Origin of the sequence: Pelomonas aquatica (assembly GCF_026712205.1) — a bacterium.
GTDB classification, from domain to species: domain Bacteria; phylum Pseudomonadota; class Gammaproteobacteria; order Burkholderiales; family Burkholderiaceae_C; genus Pelomonas; species Pelomonas aquatica.
On sequence record NZ_JAPPUW010000007.1, the window covers coordinates 80,136 to 97,525 of the forward strand.

At 71.7% G+C, this 17,390-nt stretch carries 14 protein-coding genes; 5 read left to right on the forward strand and 9 right to left on the reverse strand.

What is annotated here, in order from left to right:
* Positions 1-2: 2 nt before the first annotated feature.
* The 7 genes from selB to apbC form a co-directional block, all read right to left on the reverse strand.
* Complete coding sequence (gene selB, locus NYP07_RS09090) at positions 3-1,868, reverse strand: selenocysteine-specific translation elongation factor (RefSeq protein ID WP_268149571.1); 1,866 nt, start codon at positions 1,866-1,868, stop codon at positions 3-5.
* Positions 1,869-1,878: 10 nt separating this feature from the next.
* Positions 1,879-3,303 (reverse strand): L-seryl-tRNA(Sec) selenium transferase, encoded by a 1,425-nt coding sequence (gene selA, locus NYP07_RS09095; protein ID WP_268149573.1) that lies wholly within the window; start codon positions 3,301-3,303, stop codon positions 1,879-1,881.
* Positions 3,303-4,298 (reverse strand): formate dehydrogenase accessory protein FdhE, encoded by a 996-nt coding sequence (gene fdhE / locus NYP07_RS09100; protein ID WP_268149575.1) that lies wholly within the window; start codon positions 4,296-4,298, stop codon positions 3,303-3,305. Before fdhE ends, selA begins: the two co-directional genes overlap by 1 nt.
* Positions 4,295-4,918 (reverse strand): formate dehydrogenase subunit gamma, encoded by a 624-nt coding sequence (locus NYP07_RS09105; RefSeq protein WP_268149577.1) that lies wholly within the window; start codon positions 4,916-4,918, stop codon positions 4,295-4,297. The genes fdhE and NYP07_RS09105 overlap by 4 nt, the downstream gene beginning before the upstream one ends.
* Before the next feature lie 11 nt (positions 4,919-4,929).
* Positions 4,930-5,811 (reverse strand): formate dehydrogenase subunit beta, encoded by an 882-nt coding sequence (gene fdxH, locus NYP07_RS09110; protein ID WP_268149579.1) that lies wholly within the window; start codon positions 5,809-5,811, stop codon positions 4,930-4,932.
* 1 nt (position 5,812) lies between these two features.
* A complete protein-coding gene (gene fdnG, locus NYP07_RS09115; protein ID WP_268149581.1) occupies positions 5,813-8,884 on the reverse strand; it encodes a formate dehydrogenase-N subunit alpha in 3,072 nt (1,023 codons plus the stop codon).
* Positions 8,885-9,029: 145 nt separating this feature from the next.
* Positions 9,030-10,124, reverse strand: a complete 1,095-nt coding sequence (gene apbC / locus NYP07_RS09120) for an iron-sulfur cluster carrier protein ApbC (RefSeq protein WP_268149583.1) — start codon at positions 10,122-10,124, stop codon at positions 9,030-9,032.
* 118 nt (positions 10,125-10,242) lie between these two features.
* Between apbC and NYP07_RS09125 the strand changes: the two genes are divergently transcribed.
* Positions 10,243-11,148 (forward strand): DUF3034 family protein, encoded by a 906-nt coding sequence (locus NYP07_RS09125; RefSeq protein ID WP_268149585.1) that lies wholly within the window; start codon positions 10,243-10,245, stop codon positions 11,146-11,148.
* A gap of 9 nt (positions 11,149-11,157) precedes the next feature.
* Entirely contained in the window at positions 11,158-11,583 is a 426-nt protein-coding gene (locus tag NYP07_RS09130; protein ID WP_268149587.1) for a group I truncated hemoglobin, read from the forward strand.
* A 260-nt stretch (positions 11,584-11,843) separates the two neighbouring features.
* Here NYP07_RS09130 and NYP07_RS09135 read toward each other — a convergent pair whose 3' ends face one another.
* Positions 11,844-13,766 (reverse strand): bifunctional diguanylate cyclase/phosphodiesterase, encoded by a 1,923-nt coding sequence (locus NYP07_RS09135; RefSeq protein ID WP_268149590.1) that lies wholly within the window; start codon positions 13,764-13,766, stop codon positions 11,844-11,846.
* A gap of 10 nt (positions 13,767-13,776) precedes the next feature.
* The gene (locus NYP07_RS09140; protein WP_268149592.1) at positions 13,777-14,427 is read right to left on the reverse strand and encodes a transglutaminase-like cysteine peptidase; all 651 of its coding nucleotides are present in this window, start codon (positions 14,425-14,427) and stop codon (positions 13,777-13,779) included.
* Positions 14,428-14,520: 93 nt separating this feature from the next.
* Here NYP07_RS09140 and NYP07_RS09145 point away from each other — a divergent pair, with 93 nt between their 5' ends.
* The 3 genes from NYP07_RS09145 (at position 14,521) to NYP07_RS09155 (ending at position 17,348) form a co-directional block, all read left to right on the forward strand.
* The gene (locus NYP07_RS09145) at positions 14,521-15,417 is read left to right on the forward strand and encodes an HDOD domain-containing protein (RefSeq protein ID WP_268149593.1); all 897 of its coding nucleotides are present in this window, start codon (positions 14,521-14,523) and stop codon (positions 15,415-15,417) included.
* Positions 15,407-15,988 carry a hypothetical protein gene (locus NYP07_RS09150; RefSeq protein WP_268149595.1) on the forward strand — a complete coding sequence of 194 codons (582 nt, stop codon included), beginning with the start codon at positions 15,407-15,409 and terminating at the stop codon, positions 15,986-15,988. Before NYP07_RS09145 ends, NYP07_RS09150 begins: the two co-directional genes overlap by 11 nt.
* Before the next feature lie 70 nt (positions 15,989-16,058).
* Entirely contained in the window at positions 16,059-17,348 is a 1,290-nt protein-coding gene (locus tag NYP07_RS09155; protein WP_268149597.1) for a S1C family serine protease, read from the forward strand.
* Positions 17,349-17,390 lie beyond the last annotated feature (42 nt).

Here is a 17,390-nt window from a genome sequence, read left to right on the forward strand (position 1 = left end):
CGTCAACTCCCTGGCTCGTCGAACAGCGCACTGTCCGCGCGCAGCCGGTGCTCGTCGCCGACGCGGCGCAGCAGCCCGATGCGGTCGAAGTATTCCATCACCTGGATGGCGCGCTTGCGGCCCAGGCCGGTCGCGTCGCGGAAGGCAGCGGCGGTGACCGATCCGTCGCCGGCCGCCAGCCGGCGGGTCGTGGCGGCCAGCGCCGTCATCGTCGCGGTGTCGAAGAACAGATCCCTCACGACCTGGTGCAGTTCGCCCTGCTGCGCCAGGCGGGCCAGCGTCGCACGCAGCAGCGGCTCGGGCTCGGCGCAGTCCCGGGCCAGGTCGCGCGCCCAGGCGCCGTCGGCGCCCGCGGCGGCCAGCAGCGGCGCGATCTTCTGCGCGATGCGCCGCTCCACGGCCGACAGCTGCACGCCGTGCTCGGGCAGATGGACGAAGGCGCCGCGCTGCGCGACGCGGCCGGCGGCACGCAGGCCGGCGAGCAGCTCCAGCCACGGCGCCTCGGCCAGGCGCGGCGCGACGAGGCGGCGCAGGCGCGCGCCGTCGGGGCCGAGCTCGTCGGGCGAGCGGGCGTGGAAATCGGCCAGCGCGGCGAGCAGCCGCTGCGTCAGCGCCTCGCTGGCCGCGTCGCCGAGGGCCCAGCCCTGCTGCGCCTCGGCCAGGCCCTCGGCGCGCGCGAAGCGGCCCAGGTCCAGGCCGAGCGCGGACAGGGCCAGCAGCCGCTCGCGGCGGCGCGCGACGGTGGGCAGCTCGCAGGCCGCCAGCTCGGCCAGGCGCTCTGGCGTGCGGCGGTAGCGGGCCGGCGCGAAGGGGTCGAGCACGACGCCGCCGGCAACGGTGCGCGTGGCGCCGGCATCGCGCAGCACCAGGCGGTCGCCGCGCCAGGCGCCGACCGCCGCGTGGCAGACCAGCTGCACGCGGGCCGAAGCGCCGGGTTCGATGGCGTCGCCCTCCAGCACGGCGATGCTGGCCATCACGCCCTGGGCGCCGAGGTGCAGATGCACCCGCGTGCCCGAGCGCAGCGGCCGCGGTTCGCCGGGCCACAGCCGCAGCCGCGCGTCGACGCGCTCGGTGGCCAGGGCCGCGGCGGGCGCCGTCAGCCACTGGCCGCGCGCGGCCTGAGCGCGCGCGAGGCCGGCCAGGGCCACGGCGCAGCGCTGGCCCGCCTGGGCGCGCTGCACCGCGCGGTTCTGCGCGTGCAGGCTGCGCACGCGGGCATGCAGCCCCTGCACGACCAGCTCGTCGCCCACGGCGATCTCGCCCGCGTGCAGCGTGCCGGTGACGACGGTGCCGACGCCGTCCAGGCTGAAGGCGCGGTCCACGGCCAGCCTGGCCGCGAGGCCGGCAGGGCTGCGCGGCGGCGTGCGGCGCGCGGCGGCGAAGAGCAGCTCGCGCAGCTCGGCGACGCCCTGCCCCGTCAGCGCCGACACGGCGAGGACGGGCGCGGCGTCCAGGCCCGTGCCGGCGAGCAGCGCGCGCAGCTCGTCGTCCAGCGCGGCGACGCGGCCCGGCTCGGCGCGGTCGACCTTGGTGACGACGGCGGCGCCGCGCGTCAGGCCCAGCAGGCTCAGCACGGCCAGATGCTCGCGGGTCTGCGGCATCACGCCGTCGTCCGCGGCCACCAGCAGCAGCGCGAAGTCGATGCCGCTGGCGCCGGCCAGCATGGTGTGGACCAGCTTTTCGTGGCCGGGCACGTCGATGAAGCCGATGCGTTCATCATGCTCGGGCACGTCGAGGTAGGCATAGCCCAGCTCGATGCTGATGCCGCGCGCCTTCTCCTCGGGCAGGCGGTCGGTGTCCACGCCGGTCAGCGCGCGGACGAGGGTCGTCTTGCCGTGGTCGATGTGGCCGGCCGTCCCCACAATCATGGCGGGCCCTTCACGCCAGCATCTCCTTCAGCAGGCCGAGCTGCGAGCTCAGCAGGGCCGGCTCTTCCAGGCAGCGCAGGTCGAGCAGCAGGCGGTCGTCGTGGATGCGGCCGATGACCGGGCGCGGCAGGCCGCGCAGCGCGGTGGCCAGGGCTTCCAGCATGCGGCCGCGGCCGTCCAGCGCGGTGACGGCCAGGCCGGCGGACGGCAGGCGCTCCACGGGCAGGGAGCCGGAGCCGATCTGGCTCTGCAGCGCGACCACCTCGACGCCGAAGCGCGGCGCCACCGCGGCGGCCAGCTCCGGCTGCAGGCGCGCGGCGAGCGCGGCGATCTGGCCCTGCGGACGCGTCAGCAGGCGCAGCGTGGGCAGGTCGCGGGCCAGGCGCTCGGGCCGCAGGTAGAGGCGCAGCGTGGCCTCCAGCGCCGCGAAGGGCAGCTTGGACAGGCGCAGCGCCCGCTTCATCGGCGACTTGCGGATGCGACCGACGGCCTCGCGGCTGCCGACGATGAGGCCGGCCTGCGGGCCGCCGAGCAGCTTGTCGCCGCTGAAGGTGACGACATCGCAGCCGGCCGCGAGCATGGCCTGCGGCAGCGGCTCGGCCGGCAGGCCGTACTTGGCCAGGTCCACCAGCGCGCCGCTGCCGAGGTCGGTCATCAGCGGCAGGCCGGCCGCGTGCGCGATGGGCGCGAGCGTGGCCTCGTCCACCGCGGCCGTGAAGCCTTGCACCGCGTAATTGCTGGCGTGGACCTTGACGATCAGCGCGGTGCGCTCTGAAACAGCCTGCTCGTAGTCGCGCGGGTGGGTGCGGTTGGTCGTGCCCACCTCCACCAGCGTGGCGCCGGCCGCGGCCATCACGTCGGGCAGGCGGAAAGCGCCGCCGATCTCGACCAGCTCGCCGCGCGACACGATGGCCTCCCGGCCGCGCGCGAGGGCCGCGATGCCCAGCAGCACGGCGGCGGCGTTGTTGTTGACGACGGTGGCCGCCTCGGCGCCGGTCAGCTCGCACAGCAGGCCCTCGATGAGGTCGTCGCGGTCGCCGCGGCCGCCGGTGTCGAGGTCGAATTCGAGGTTGTTGGGCGAGCCCAGCAGCGCCAGCACCTGCTGCAGCGCCGCGTCGGCCAGCAGCGCGCGGCCGAGGTTGGTGTGGATGACCGTGCCGCTCAGGTTGAGCACGGCGCGCATGGCCGGCGCGAGCCGCGCCTGCACACGCGCGGCCAGCGTCGGCGCCAGCGCGTCCAGTTCGATGCGGGCCAGCTGGCCGGCCACGGCGCGCAGGCGCAGGCCGTCGAGCAGCGCCCTCGCCTCGCCGGCCACCAGCGTGTGGCCGTGCTCGGCCACGAGCGGCGCGCAGTCGCGCAGCAGCTTGTCCAGCGCCGGCAGGTCTTTGGGACTCGCCTTGGAACCGTGGACCACGGATTCGTCGGGCGCGGCCATCAGTGCTCCCTTCCGGGCGGCGCTGCCTCGTCGGGTGCGCCGAACAGCAGCAGCAGGTTGAGCCCGTGGCGCTGCAGGCCGCCCTCGCTGACCAGCAGGTCCAGCGTCAGGCTGGCGAGGTCGTCGGCGACGGGCTCCAGGCCGTTGTCGCGCGCCGGGTGCATCAGCTTCAGGTAGTGGCCGCATTCGCTGCAGCACTCGGCCTGCACGGCGGCGCCCGTGGTGGTGTCGCAGTCGTCCGTGGCCACCAGGCTTTGCAGCGAAACGCCCTTGGTGCTCTGGCAGCGCGTGCACTTGATGCGGACGTAATGCCATTGCGTGGCGCACAGGCCGCAGGCCAGGTAGCGCGCGCCCTCGCCGCCCAGGCGCTCCACGGACGCGACCGGCGGCGAGCCGCAGCAGGGGCAGGCGGTGGGGTCGTCGATGCGGCCGAAGGGGGCGACCGGGCCGCCGGCATGCGCCGCGGCCGTCTGCTGCACCAGGCGCACCCAGTGCAGCTGCAGGCCGGCGGCGATCAGCGGCGCGCCGGCCAGATCCAGCCCCAGCATGACGCCGGACAGCAGGCGACCGGCCTGGGCCTCCAGCGGCTCGTCGCCGGCCTGGGCCAGCCGCAGCGCGGTGGCGCGGGCCGGGCCGTCGGCCAGGTGGCAGGCCAGGTCGGCCAGCAGGCCGCGCAGGGACGCGCGCCAGACGGCCGCGCGCGGGAAGGTTGCGGCCGGCAGCAGGGGTTCGCCGGCATCGGCCGCGGCGGCGATGTCCGCCGGCGCGGGCAGGGGCACGGCGACGCGGGCCGACAGCGCGCGATGCTGGGCCTCGGCCAGCTCGGCGACGAAGAGCAGGAAGTCGCGCATCGCATGGCCCTCGGCCAGCGCCCGCAGGCGCCGTGCGCGCTCGGCGAACAGGCCCGGTTCCGGCAGATGCAGGAAGCTCAGCTGCTCGCCGGCGCGGACGGCAATCTCTTCGGGACTGAGGATCTTCTGGCTGCCAAGGCTCATGGCTTGCCCGTCATCTCGCGGTGCCACAGCGCGTGATTCTGGCGCGCCCAGGCTTCGGACACGTCGCCGCGCGTCATCGCGCGCAGCGTGCCCTTGACCCAGATGGCCGCGTAGACGTGGACGATGACGGTCAGGATCAGCACGGTGGCTGACAGCGCATGCAGCACGACGGCGATGCGCCGCAGCAGAATGGGGAAGGCGTCGGCGAACCAGGGCTGCCAGAACATGAAGCCGGTCAGCACGAGCACGGCCACGCTCCACACCATCAGCCAGAATACCTGCTTCTGGCCCGCGTTGTAGCGGCCTGCCGGCGGCATGCGGCTCTTGTCGCCGCGCAGCATCTCGCCGCTGTGCTTGAGCCACTCGCGGTCGGCGTCGTTCATCAGGTTGTGCTGCCTCAGCTTCAGGAACATGAGGAGGAAGCAGGCCGCCATGGCCAGGCCCATGAAGGGGTGCAGGATGCGCGCCCAGACGCCGCCGCCGAACAGCGCGCTGAGGAAGTACAGGCCCGGGTGGAAGAAGGCCAGGCCCGACAGGCCCGCGCCGAGGAAGAACAGCACGATGAGCCAGTGGTTGGTGCGCTCGCCCGGGGTGTAGCGCGGCAGGTAGCGGATGCCCATGGTGAGTCTCCTCAGAGCTTCTCGGCCGGTTCGTCGTCCCGGGTCTCGATCGGGCCGACGCGGGTGTAGTGGAAGAAGCCGGCCACGGCCGCGCCGATCATGGCCGCGACGGCGAGCGGCTTGGCCGCGCCCTTCCACAGCGCGACCAGCGGGCTGATCTTCGGATCGGCCGGCAGGCCGTCGTAGAGCTCGGGCTTGTCGGCATGCTGCAGCACATAGACGACGTGGGTGCCGCCCACACCGGCCGGGTCGTAGACGCCGGCATTGGCATAGCCGCGCTCCTTCAGGTCGACGACGCGCTCGGCGCCGAAGTCCAGCATGTCCTCCTTGGTGCCGAAGCGGATCGCGCCGGTCGGGCAGGCCTTGGCGCAGGCCGGCTCCAGGCCGACGCCGACGCGGTCGGAGCACAGGCTGCACTTGTAGGCCTTGGCGTCGACCTTGCTGATGCGCGGCACGTCGAAGGGGCAGCCGGTCACGCAGTTGCCGCAGCCGATGCAGTGCTCGGAGATGAAGTCGACGATGCCGTTCGTGTACTTCACGATGGCGCCGGGCGCCGGGCAGCTCTTCAGGCAGCCCGGGTCCTCGCAGTGCATGCAGCCGTCCTTGCGGATCAGCCATTCGAGCCGGCCCTGCTCGACCTCCACCTCGGAGTAGCGCATCACCGTCCAGCTCTGCGGCGTGAGGTCGCGCGGGTTGTCGTAGCTGCCGTGGTTGTCGCCGACCTCGTCGCGCAGGTCGTTCCACTGCATGCAGGCCACCTGGCAGGCCTTGCAGCCGATGCAGGAGGACACGTCGATGAGCTTGGCGACCTCGGCGACGTGGGTGCGCGCCTGGGGCGCCGGGGTCGTCGTGGCCGAGCGCCTGGCGATGTCGAGGGATTGGAGTGAAGACATGTCAGGCCCTCTCGATATTCACCGTGAAGCTCTTGAACTCGGGCGTCTGGGTATTGGCGTCTCCCACGAAGGGCGTCAACGTGTTGACCAGATAGCCCGGCTTGGCCACGCCGACGAAGCCCCAGTGGTTGGGCAGGCCCACGGTGTGCACGCGCCGGCCGTCCACGTCCAGCGAGGCGATGCGCTTGGTCACGACGGCCACGGCCTTGATGAAGCCGCGGTTGCTCGTGACCTTGACCCAGTCGCCGTTGGCGATGCCCTTCTCCTTGGCCAGTTCCTCGCCGATCTCGACGAACTGCTGCGGCTGCAGGACGGCCGAGGTGCGCACATTCTTGGTCCAGTAGTGGAAGTGCTCGGTCAGCCGGTAGCTCGTGGCCACATAGGGGAAGTCCTTGGCCGCGCCGAAGGCCTCCTGGTCGCCCTTGAAGACGCGCGCGGCCGGGTTGGACTTGGCCCTGGCGTTGCCCGGATGCAGCGGGTTGGCGGCCAGCGGCGATTCGAAGGGCTCGTAGTGCTCGGGCAGCGGGCCGTCCACCATGCCGCTGGGCGCGAACAGCCGGGCCACGCCCTCGCCGGTCATGATGAAGGGGCGCACCGCGTCGGCATCGCCCGGGTTGGCGTCGGGACGGATGTCGGGCACGTCGGAGCCGGCCCATTTGTCGCCGGTCCAGCCGACGAGCTTGCGCCTGGCGTTCCAGGGCCTGCCGCTCGGGTCGCAGGAGGCGGTGTTGTAGAGCACGCGCCGGTTGGCCGGCCAGGCCCAGGCCCAGTTCAGCGTCTGGCCGATGCCCCAGGGGTCGGCGTTGTCGCGCCGGGCCATCTGGTTGCCGGCCTGGGTCCAGGCGCCGGCATAGATCCAGCAGCCGCTGGACGTGCTGCCGTCGTCGCGCAGCAGGCCGAAGCCGCTGAGCTGCTCGCCCGCCTTGGCCAGCAGCTTGGTCGGGTCCTTGGGGTCGGGCAGGTCGGCCAGGGCCTTGCCGTTGTACTCCTTGGCCAGCTCCTCGGCGGAAGGGCGGGTGGGCTGCAGATAGGGCCAGGTCAGGTTGACGATGGGGTCGGGGAAGGCGCCGCCCTCCTTCACATAGGCCGCCTTCATGCGCGTGAACAGCTCCGCGACGATCTCCGCGTCGCCCATGGCTTCGCCGGGGGGCTCGGCGCCCTTCCAGTGCCATTGCAGCCAGCGGCCGGAGTTGGTCAGCGAGCCGTCCTCCTCGGCGAAGCAGGTGCTGGGGAAGCGGAACACCGTGGTCTGGATCTCCTCGCTCTTCACGTCGTGGTGCTCGCCGTGGTTTTTCCAGAACTCGGCGGTCTCGGTGTTGAGCGGGTCGATGATGGCGAGGAACTTCAGCCTGGACAGGCCGGCGACGATCTTCTTCTTGTTCGGGAAGCTGCCCACCGGGTTGAAGCCCTGGCAGATGTAGCCGTTGAGCTTGCCCTGGCTCATCATCTCGAAGGTCTGCAGCACGTCGTAGGCCTTGTCCCACTTGGGCAGGTAGTGGAAGGCCCAGTCGTTCTCGGCCGTCGCGGCCTTGCCCCACCAGGCCTTTTGCTGGCTGACGAAGAACTTGGGATAGTTCTGCCAGAAGCTCGTCTGGCCGGGCCGCAGCGGCTTGGTCGCGCGGGGCTTGTAGTAGGTCTCGAGATCCTGCTCGCTGTCGCGGGCCAGGCTCATATAGCCGGTAAGCGACGTGGACAGCAGGCCCAGGTCGGTCAGGCCCTGGATGTTGCTGTGGCCGCGCAGCGCGTTCATGCCGCCGCCGGGCAGGCCGATATTGCCCAGCAGCAGCTGCACGATGGCGCCGGTGCGGATCATCTGCGAGCCGTAGCTGTGCTGCGTCCAGCCCAGCGCATACATGATGGTCATGACCCGGTCGGGCCGGGCCGTCTCCGCGATCATCTCGCAGACCTTCAGGAACTTGTCCTTGGGCGTGCCGGTGATCCTGCTGACCTGCTCGGGCGTGTAGCGCGCGTAATGCGCCTTCATCACATTGAGCACGCAGCGCGGGTGCTGCAGCGTCGGGTCGACCTTGGCGAAGCCTTTCTCGTCCAGCTCGTAGCCCCAGCTCTTCGGGTCGTAGCGGCGCTTGGCCTCGTCGTAGCCCGAGAAGATGCCGTCCTCGAACCTGTAGTCCTCGCCGACGATGAAGCTGGCGTTGGTATAGGTCTTGACGTACTCGTGCTGGATCTTGTCGTGGCTGAGCAGGTAGTTGATGACGCCGCCCAGGAAGGCGATGTCAGACCCGGCCCGGATGGGCGCGTAGTAATCGCTCATCGCGGCCGAGCGCGTGAAGCGCGGGTCCACAACGACGAGCTTGGCCTTGTTGTGCTGCTTGGCCTCGATGACCCACTTGAAGCCGCAGGGATGGGCCTCGGCGGCATTGCCGCCCATGATGAGCACGACATCGGCGTTCTTGATGTCCACCCAGTGGTTGGTCATCGCACCGCGCCCAAACGTCGGGGCCAGACTGGCCACCGTCGGGGCGTGTCAGACGCGCGCCTGGTTGTCGAAGACCAGCATCCCCATCGAGCGCATCGCCTTGTGGGTGATGTAGCCCGTTTCGTTGGAGGACGCGCTCGCGCACAGCATGCCGGTGGTCAGCCAGCGGTTCACCGTCTTGCCGTCGGCGTTCTGGGCGACGAAGTTGGCGTCGCGGTCGGCCTTCATCAGCTTGACGAGGCGGCCCAGCGCTTCGTCCCAGCCGACGCGCTTCCATTCGGTGCCGCCCGGCTCGCGGATCTCCGGGTACTTCAGCCGGTTGGGGCTGTGCACGAAGTCCAGCAGGCCCGCGCCCTTGGGGCAGAGGGTGCCGCGGTTGACCGGGTGGTCCGGGTCGCCCTCGATGTGGATGATGGACGACGTGACGTTCTTGGCCTTGTCGCCCAGGCTGTACATGATGATGCCGCAGCCCACCGAGCAGTAGGGGCAGGTGTTGCGGGTCTCGGTCGCCCGGGCGAGCTTGAAGTTGCGCGCCTCGGCCAGGGCGGCCGTCGGCGAGAACCCCAGCGCCACGAGGCTGGACGCCGCCAGCCCCGCGCCGCTCACCCGGAAGAATTGCCTCCGGTTCATGTCCATTCGGCTGTCTCCTGCGGGCAGGGCCCGCTCTTGTGCAGGAACGAATCTCGCCAGCGGCCGTCGCGGGTCGCCGCAGGGTGATTTCTTCACAAAGGAGAGCCCTTGTCCACTGAGGGCATTCCGGGGGTGCTGTCGGGCAAGGGGCTCAGGTGGACTTGGAGATCGAGATGCTCGGGAACCTGGCCGAGTAGTCCTTGCCCTGGGCCGCGATCTTGGCCGCCACGCGGCGCGCCAGCGCCTTGTAGAGGGCGGCCACGTCGCCGTCCGGCTCGGCGGCCACGGTGGGCGTGCCCGAGTCGGCCTGGGCGCGGATGCTCATCGCCAGCGGCAGCGCGGCCAGCAGCTCGGTGCCGTACTGGGCCGCCATCCTGGCGCCGCCCTCGGCGCCGAAGATGTGCTCGGCGTGGCCGCAGTTGGAGCAGACGTGCACGGCCATGTTCTCGACGATGCCGAGGATGGGCACGCCGACCTTCTCGAACATCTTCAGGCCCTTCTTCGCGTCGATCAGTGCGATGTCCTGCGGCGTGGTCACGATGACGGCGCCGGTGACGGGCACGCGCTGCGACAGCGTCAGCTGGATGTCGCCGGTGCCCGGGGGCATGTCGACGACGAGGTAGTCCAGCTCCTGCCAGCGGGTCTGGCGCAGCAGCTGCTCCAGCGCCTGCGTGGCCATCGGGCCGCGCCAGATCATGGCCTGGTCCTCGTCGACCAGGAAGCCGATGGAGTTGACCTGCAGGCCGTGGGCGATGTGCGGCTCCATGTTCTGGCCGTCCAGCGTCTCGGGCCGGCCGCTGGCGCCCAGCATCAGCGGCTGGCTGGGACCGTAGACGTCGGCATCCAGCACGCCCACGCGGGCACCCTCGGCGGCCAGGGCCAGCGCCAGGTTGGCGGCCGTCGTGCTCTTGCCGACGCCACCCTTGCCGGAGGCGACGGCGATGATGTTCTTCACGCCCGGCAGCAGCTGCACGCCGCGCTGCACCGCATGGGCGACGACCCGGGTCGAGATGCCGACGCTGACCTTGCCGACGCCGGCCACGCCCTTGGCGGCCGCCACCAGCGCCGCGCGCAGGGCCGCATGCTGGCTGGCGGCCGGGTAGCCGAGCTCGACGTCGACGACGACGTCCGCGCCCTCGACCCTGACCGACCGGATCGCCCTGGTCTCGCCCAGCGTGCGGCCGCTGCAGGGGTCGGTCACGGCTTGCAGCAGGGCTTGAAGCTGGGCTTCGGAGATCGCGGTCATGGCAGGCAGGAGTTCACGGAAAACGGGGCCAGCAGTCTAGCCCGCGGCCATTCCTGGTCCTGCCAGCAGGGCATTGCACTTAGAGTGCGGCGATCTTTTGTCGCTGCCGGAGACTGCCATGCGCCGCCCTGCCATTGCGCTCCTTGCCGGGCTCGCAGCCCTGCTGTTCGGCCCGTCGACCCAGGCGCAGTCCGGCGGCAAGCTGCTGCTGACCGGCGGCGTGTCCAGCATCGACGGCGTGGCCGGCGGCGGGCTGACGCCCTGGGCCGTGACCGGCAGCTATGCGACGACCGGCGAGATCGGCGCCACCGCCTTCGCCACCCGCGTCCGCACGGGCAGCTACGGGCTGTCGGTCTGCGGCGCCGCCCTGTCGGCCTGGGACCGCGTCGAGCTGAGCGCGGCCAGGCAGGACCTCGACACCGGCAACAGCCTGGCCCCGCTGGGCCTGGCCGGCCTGCACCTGAAGCAGCACATCTTCGGCGCCAAGGTCCGCATCGCCGGCGACGCCGTGCTGGACAGCGACACCTTGATGCCGCAGATCGCCGTCGGCCTGGAGCACAAGAAGGTCCGTGCCGGGGCGCTCGGCCCCATCCTCTTCGGCCCGCTGGGCGCCAAGGACTCGGGCACCGACGTCTACATCAGCGCGACCAAGCTCCTGCTCGCCCCCGGCCTGCTCGTGAACCTGACGCTGCGCACCACCCAGGCCAACCAGAATGGCCTGCTGGGCTTTGGCGGTGCGCAAGGCGGCAGCGCCAGGCTCGAACCCGAGCTGTCGCTGGCCAAGCTGTTGCGCCGGGACCTGGCCGTTGGCTTCGAGTTCCGCGCCAAGCCCGACAACCTGAACCGGTCGGTGCTGGGCACCGGCGCACTGAAGGAGGACGACTGGAAAGACCTCTTCGTCGCCTGGGCGCCCAGCAAGCACGTCTCGCTGACGGGCGCCTGGGTCGACCTCGGCAGGATCGCGCCGGCCGCTCAGCCCAGGCGGCAGACGGGCAGCTATCTGTCCCTGCAGTTCGCGCTCTAGGAGCCAAGCATGCGCCGCACCGCCATCGCCGGCCTGCTGCTCGCCAGCGCCACCGCCCTCGCGCAGACGCGGCCCGCAGGCGACGCCCTCTACCAGGCCTGGGGCGGCAAGGCCGGCATCCGCGCGGTGATGGCCGATTTCGTGCCGCGCCTGTACGCCGACCCGCGCACGGCGCCCTTCTTCAAGGGCGTGGACCGCGAGCAGCTGACGGCCCAGTTGACCGAGCAGCTTTGCGAGCAGGCCGGCGGCCCCTGCAGATACGGCGGCAAGCCGATGAAGCGGGCGCACGAAGACCTGGGCATCTCCCGGCGCGACTTCAACGCCCTCGTCGAGATCCTGCAGCAGGCCATGGAGGCCAAGGCCATCCCCTTCGCCGCACAGAACGGCATGCTGGCGCGGCTGGCCCCGATGCACCGCGACATCGTCAGCGACTGAACCCGCGGCAGCGCCGGCAAAGACTTCCTGCGCTCACCGCCCGGCCACAAGGCGGCCAGGACCGCAGGGCAGCCTGCCGGCCACGCAACTCATCCCTGTTCCTGCGGCCGCCGCGCGTGAGCACCGGCGGCCGAGCTATACGCTGTGGCAGGTGCAGGTGGCGATGACGCCGTAGGAGGTCGGTTGCTTTTGCACGCAGCCTTTCGGCTCTCCGCACCGAGTTGCAAAAGCCCCCGGAAAAAACAACCGGACCCGCAAACTCACCCCCGCAAACTGGAAGTCACCCACGGCCCCGTCAGCCCGTCCAGCTCGCAATCCCACAGCGCCTGCGCATCCATCGCGTCGACGACGCCCTCGCCGTAGACCTTCAGCGCCAGGCTGCGCAGCATGATGACCATGCCACGCACGAAGGCCGCACGGCCGGCCTCGCCGGCCACGCCCAGCAGCACCGAAGCGTCCAGCTTCACATAGTCCAGGCCGGCCTGGTAGAGCTTCTCGACCTGGGCCAGCCCCGCGCCGGCATGCTCCAGGCCGAGCTTGACGCCCAGCGGGCGCAGCTGGCGGCCCAGCTCCAGCAGGCGGTCGAAATGCTCGGTCGCCGCGGCCTCGGCCAGGTCCAGCAGCAGGCCGCGCGCCGCCTGCGGCGAATGGCCGAGCAGTTCGCGCAGCTGCGGCAGGAAGGCCGCGTCGGCCAGCGAGGCCGGCGCGACATTGATGCAGCGGGCCTGGCCGTCGGCCGCGATGGCCTGCAGCGCCAGGCCGACCGCGAACAAATCGACCTGCGCGGTCTGCCGCGCGCGCACCGCCAGCGGCAGCCAGGCCGCGGCCGGCAGGAAGTCGGCATCCAGGCGCAGCTGCAGCGGGCATTCCAGGTGCAGCAGCCGGCCGCCGCGGTCGCGCACCGGGAACTCGACCAGGCGGCCCTGGTGCCGCACCACGGCCTCCTGCAGCTGCGAGCGCCACAGGCCCTCGCCCTGCTCGCGGCCCACGCCGGGGTCGGCCACGATCTCGACGACGAAGCCGCCGCGCGCCTCGCTCAGGTGCTCGGCGCGGGCCAGCGCGGCATCGGCCTCGCCCAGCCAGACGCTGCTCGGGCGCTCGCGCGGCAGCTCGATGGCGCCCAGCGCGACCTGCACGCCCGGCCCGAAGGCCGGCAGGCTGGCGCGCAGCGCGTCGGCCAGCGCATGGGCGGTCTCGGCGGCCACGCCCTCGGCCGGCAGCCACAGCGCGAAGTCGCCGCCGTTGAGCCGGCCGACGCGGCAGCCGGCGACGGACTCGGGATAGGCCTGCAGCGCGGTCACGACCGTCAGCAGCACGTCGTCCGCGCCGCCGCGGCCCAGGCGGGCGTTCAGGCCGGGCAGGTCGCGCAGGCGCACGAGCACGAGGCCGGCGATGGCCGGGCCGTCGTCGCGCTGCAGGGCCGCGTCCAGCTCGGCCAGGAAGTGCTTGCGCGTGGACACGCCGGTCAGCGGGTCGTGGTGGGCCTGCTCGCGCAGCACGAGGAGCTGGCCGGCCTGGGCCTCGAAGAGGTCGCGCACGCGCTGCACCATCGCGTTCATCGCGCGGGTCAGGCGCTGCAGCTCGGGCACGCGCGGCTCGACGACCTGGCCGTAGCTGCCGGCCAGCACGCCCTCGGCCTGGGCCACGGCGGCGTCCAGCGGGCGACGGATGCGCCTCAGCCCGGCCCAGGCCGCGACGGCCGCGGCCATGCCGACGACGAGCAGCCAGGCCAGCAGCCGGCGCGTGGCCAGCCACAGCGCGTCGTGCGCGTAGCTGGAATGGCTCTTCAGCTCGACCGAGCCGATCGCGTTCCAGCCGTTGGACAGCTGGGCCACGCCGGGCGCGGCCTCGATGGGCAGCAGGTCGCGGAACCAGGCCGGCGCCTGGCCCGGCCGGGGCGGCTCGGCGCGCTCGAACAGCGTCGCGCCATCGGCGCCGCGCCAGCGCACGAACTCGTAGGCGCCGGTGTCGAACTGGGCCGACACCAGCAGCTGGATGAGCTCGGCATCGCCCTTCTGCTGCGACAGCGCCATGGCCAGCGCCTGCGCGTTGTCGGCGTTCTTCAGTTCGAGCTGGGTGCGCATCAGCTGCTGCGCCGACAGCGTGGACAGGCCGACGGCGCCCACCAGCGCCGCCAGCACCACGCCCAGCACCAGCCAGGCGATCTGCCGCATCAAGGACATGTTTTCTCCCTCATAAGAATCCCTCCGCCCTGACCTTGGCCACGAGCTCGCGCCACAACGACAACCGCGCCAGCGGGTCGCCCGCCGTCACCTGGCCCACGCCCTGCCACAGGCCCTCGGTGTTGAAGCTGAACACCGGCGTCAGGTCGGGCCGCTGCGACGCGGGCAGCACCTCGGGGCGCAGGTTGTCCAGGATCAGCGGCTCCGCGCCCGGCTGGGCATAGTAGGCCAGCACCATGTGGGCCAGCGACTGGCCGCCCAACCGCGCCCGCACATAGACCATGCGCAGCTTGGCCGTCGCCACGCCCGAGGCGGCCAGGCTGAAGTATTTGGCGATGGCGTAGTCCTCGCAGTCGCCGGCGCGCTTCTCCAGGCTCTCCAGCGGCGAGGCCCAGTAGTCGGGCACGCCCCAGACGACCGAGTCCTCCTTGAAGGCCAGCCGGCGGTTGAAGAAGTCGTTGATGTCCTTCAGGCGCTGCGATTCTTCCTGCGTGCTGTCGCGCTCGATCAGCTGCACCAGCGCCTGGGCCTGCTCGGCCAGCCTGGGGCTGCGCGCGGCGGCCACCTCCAGCACCCGCGCGGCATCGTAGGCCGCCAGCGCCGGCCAGGAGCAGGCGAGCAGCAGGGCCAGCCACCACCAGCGGCGACGGCGGGAGGCCATGGCGTGACAGGTCGGTGAAGTCGGCAAGATTGACGGCGGGCAGCGATTGATTTCACTGTACCCGGGCACGGGCTCACCTAAGATTTTCAAACCATGCAGAACCCGGCATCCCCTCACGCCAGCCCCGGCCGCACGCAGCAGATCCGCGACGACATCGACCAATCGCGCCGCCGCGGGCCGCTGCAGCACATCCAGATCCCGCCCTGCCCCGAGTTGCTGGCCCAGTTGCAGCAGGCCATGGGCGAGCCCGAACCCGACCTCAACCTGGTCGCCCGCATCGCCTCCAGCGACGTGGCCATGGCCGCCACGCTGCTGCGCATCGCCAACGGCCCGCTGTTCAAGCCCGTGGGCCCGCCCTGCACGACGGTGGGCCAGGCCATGACGCGCATCGGCCTGCGCGAGAGCGTGGCCGTGATGACCGGCTTCCTGGTGCAGCACGCCATCCCCGTCAACGCGCCCCAGCTCACGCGCTTCTGGCAGCGCAGCACCAAGCGCGCCATCGCGATGGCCACCATCGCCCGCCAGCTGCCGGGCCTGTCGCCCGACCTCGCCCACAGCTTCGGCCTGTTCCAGCACGTCGGCATGCCGGTGCTGCTGCAGAGCGTGCGCGGCTATGGCGCGACGATGGTCGAGGCCGCCGCGCGCATCGACCGCCCCTATATCGCCACCGAGAACGCCAACCACAAGACCGACCACGCCGTCGTCGGCGCGCTGGTCGTGCGCGTGTGGAACCTGCCGCCCACGCTGATGGCTGCCATCCGCCTGCACCACGACCTCAATGCGCTGGGCCATGCGGACATCGAGCCCGAGATCCACACGCTGGTCGCCGCCGGCCTGATCGCCGACCAGCTGATGCGCCGCCACGAGGGCCTGCCCGAGGACGCCGACTGGGCCGCCCACCACCCGGCCGCGATGGGCTGGCTGCAGGTCGGCTGGGACGAGCTGGCGCAGTGGGAAGAAGCCGTCGCCGCCCAGTTCGATGCCGACTGAGCGGCGCCGGCCGCGCCTGCGCGTGCTGGTGCTGGCCGGCATGGTCGTCGGCTCGCTGGCGACGCTGGGCTGGTGGATCTTCGGCCCGCCCGGCGTCTTCGTCGAATTGACGCAGCGCAGCTGGCGCATGGAGATCGAGATCGAGCGGCTGCGGCCGGAGACGGGGTCGGACTGGTGCGACGAGCTGCCCGCGGGCGCCTACGACATCAGCCGCCGCACGGTGGAGGTCGACCCGACCGGCCGGCGCGCCGGGCCCGGCGAGCACTGCCGCTACACCGTGCTGGCCTGGCGCCGCGCCTGGCTCGCGCGCAACGCTGGCGGCCCCGAAACCACGCCCGACTGGCCGCGCCCGCCGCTGCGCATCACGGCGCCCGGCGAGGCGGGCGGCGAGCGCCTGGGCAAACGCCGGGCCTTCTACGAGATCGAGCTGCGCGACCGCGCCAACCACGCATGGACCTGCAGCGTCGACCCGACGCGCTGGAAGGCGCTGCGCACCGGCATGCGCTTTCGCATCCCCGTGAACCGCTGGAGCACGGCGGATTGCGCGCGCATGTACCCGTCCGACATCTGACGGGGCCGCTACCATCGCTCGCCCTGGCCGAGGCCTGAACATGGCCCGGACCCAACATCAAGGAGGAACCATGAGCATGAACCTGCGCCCCGCACTGATGCTGGTGCTGGCCCTGTCTGCCGGCGTCGCCCTGGCGGCCGACACGCCGCCGCCGCCCGGCGTCGCGCAGAAGCAGGCCATCGGCGCCCAGGGCGCAGACCTGAAGGTCACGCTGTCCGTCGACAAGCTCAAGATCTCGATGCTGCAAGGCGACGACATGGGCGGCAACAGCTTCGGCTGGTTCTGCATCAACCGCCAGCCGCTGACGGTGAACGAGAACTACATCAAGAACTACGGCGCCTTCATGACCAGCGTCGCGACGCAGGAGCTCAAGCGCCTGGGCTACCCGCTGGCCGGCAAGGGCCAGTCCAATGCCTTCGACGTCGACGTGGCCGCCGCGCCGGACTTCCGCATCGGCGGCATCCTGACCGAGGCCAAGCATGAACTCTGCTGGCTGAACAGCAGCGCCGAGGGCTGGATCTACTACAAGATCGACTGGGCGCTGTTCTCCGAGAAGCAGCAGAAGGTCGTCTACCAGGCCACGACCGAGGGCCTGGCCGCCAGCAAGGACAAGGTGCCCGACCTGCCCAAGCGCGCGATCATCTCGTCGCTGAGCAATTTCCTGGCCGCGCCCGCCATCCTCGACGCACTGAAGGCCACGCCCGACGCGGCAGCGCCGGCCGCTCCCGCGTCCGCGGCCAGCGCTGCCGTGGCCGATGCCGCGACCGCCGCGGCGCTGACCCTCAAGGGCGTGCCCGCGGCCGGCGGCGGTGCGCTGAAGAACCAGGCTCAGCTGCGCAACGCCGTCGTCACGCTGGAGACCGCGGCCGGCTCGGGCAGCGGCTTCTTCATCGACAAGGCCGGCCATCTGCTGACCAACGCCCACGTCGTGAAGGGCTCCAAATACGCGCGCATCAAGCTGCAGAACGGCGACAAGGCCGTGGCCGAGGTCGTCAAGGTCAACGAACAGGCCGACGTGGCCCTGCTGAAGACCGCGCTGACCGACGGTGACGCCCTGGCCATCCGCGGTGGCGTGGCGCTGGACGTAGGCTCCGACGTCTACGCCATCGGCTCGCCGCTGGGCGTGCTGAACAACTCGATGACGCGCGGCGTGCTCAGCGCCGACCGCATGCTGCAGGGCCGGCGCGTGCTGCAGAGCGACGCGGCGGTGACCTTCGGCAGCAGCGGCGGCCCGCTGCTGGACGGCGACGGTCGCGTCATCGCGATCACGCAGGGCAGCGTCGAGGCCGGCAAGGGCTTCAACTTCTTCATCCCGATCGAAGAGGCGCTGAAGGCGCTGCAACTGGCCGTCACGCCCTGACGGCACGGAGCGCGACGAAACAGGCCCCGGGGGCGCGCAGCA